This is a genomic window from Chryseobacterium gambrini, from assembly GCF_900156825.1.
In the GTDB taxonomy this organism is placed as follows: domain Bacteria; phylum Bacteroidota; class Bacteroidia; order Flavobacteriales; family Weeksellaceae; genus Chryseobacterium; species Chryseobacterium gambrini.
Window position 1 is genome coordinate 1 of sequence record NZ_FTOV01000046.1, and the last position, 1310, is coordinate 1310.

At 45.1% G+C, this 1310-nt stretch carries 2 protein-coding genes; both read right to left on the bottom strand.

The genetic code is table 11. The features are described 5' to 3' along the window. Positions 1 to 115 precede the first annotated feature (115 nt). The gene (locus BW951_RS22290; RefSeq protein WP_076396890.1) at positions 116 to 571 is read right to left on the bottom strand and encodes a CHAP domain-containing protein; all 456 of its coding nucleotides are present in this window, start codon (positions 569 to 571) and stop codon (positions 116 to 118) included. Positions 572 to 583: 12 nt separating this feature from the next. Further along, on the bottom strand, positions 584 to 1310 hold a 727-nt coding region (locus tag BW951_RS22970), incomplete at its 5' end, for a hypothetical protein (RefSeq protein ID WP_076396892.1).

Below are 1310 nucleotides of genomic sequence, written 5' to 3' on the forward strand. Positions count from 1 at the left end.
TTTTACAACCAAAGTGTCGGTGACTGTTTCCGGCGGCAGCGGTTTCCTGCTTCCACAGGAAACCAACAGCGCCAGACAAAATAAAATAGATATAGCGTTAAAAAAAGATTTCATTTTAGTAGTTTAAATAACCTTTAATCGTCGTTCGCAGGCGTTTTTTCCTGCATACTTTAATCCCCTCACGGCTACCGGCGTCATTGGTATTTCCTTCTATGGTATAAATAAATTCTTTGTCGAAATTTTCAACGAGACCGGTATGCCCTTGCCCTTTGCCGAAATCCATAATAAACACGGATCCGATGGCGGGATTAGAGGATTTTATTTTTTGAGCGGCTTGATTCCATGCGGCTAAGACGCCACCTGTTTTGATTGCCGTATTATTAACATTCATTTGCCCGGAAGCCTGACGGAAACACCAATACACAAAAGCCATACACCACGGGGCGGCAAAGCCGATCCCCACACTGGAGAGGTAGCTTTTAACCGGTTCTCCCCAGTTGGATCCGGGCGGGTTTTCCTGTTTCCCGATCTGTGAAGCCGCAACTTCCAAAGCCTTAGTAGATAATTTCATCGTGAACGTTTCTTAACCGTTATCAGAAATGATTGCCCCAAACCCGTACTCCTGCTTTTTGTCACAAAGCCCGTATCCCTGTAATCTGAATTCAGACTCCGGATCAGCATTGGTGGTATCCTGATATTCCGGTTTGTAAAGGATTTTGAGCTTCTCCAAATGCCAAACCGTATTGGGGGAATAGAAAAAGGTAGAGGCATACTGGTCACCATCTTCTTTAATGGATCCCCTTGCCTTCAGTTCCCCTGTCGGCGAATACAGGGGAGCCGCGTTATTTTCCCACATCCTTATTTTATAGAACCTTTTGAACTCCCCGGTGTCTTTGTCAAATTCCAGATTATCCCTGTGGTTAGCGGTTCCCGCTTTATCAATTTTAAGGTCTGAGCGGTGTTCCGGGTTCAGGATCATATTCCAGAAATTGGGTGATTCCGAGGTATCGTCATCAATAAGGTTCAATATTTCAATTTCATTGTAAAAATTGATCAGATCCTGAAACGTCAGCCTTTTTCTTCCGTTGAATACGGCTCCTGTAGTTCTTAATACCGGCATGGCTCCTGAAACATGATGAGCCGGTGCCAGTTTGTTTAAAACATAATCACGCACTCCGATACGGAACCCCTGTGAATGCTTTACGCGGACTTCCGATCTCTTGTCAAATGCCAATGCCCTGATCTCGGCATCGTTGACCTTTGTCGGGTCGGTATCGAGTTTGTCCCAGGGAATGATGCTGTTTTTACCG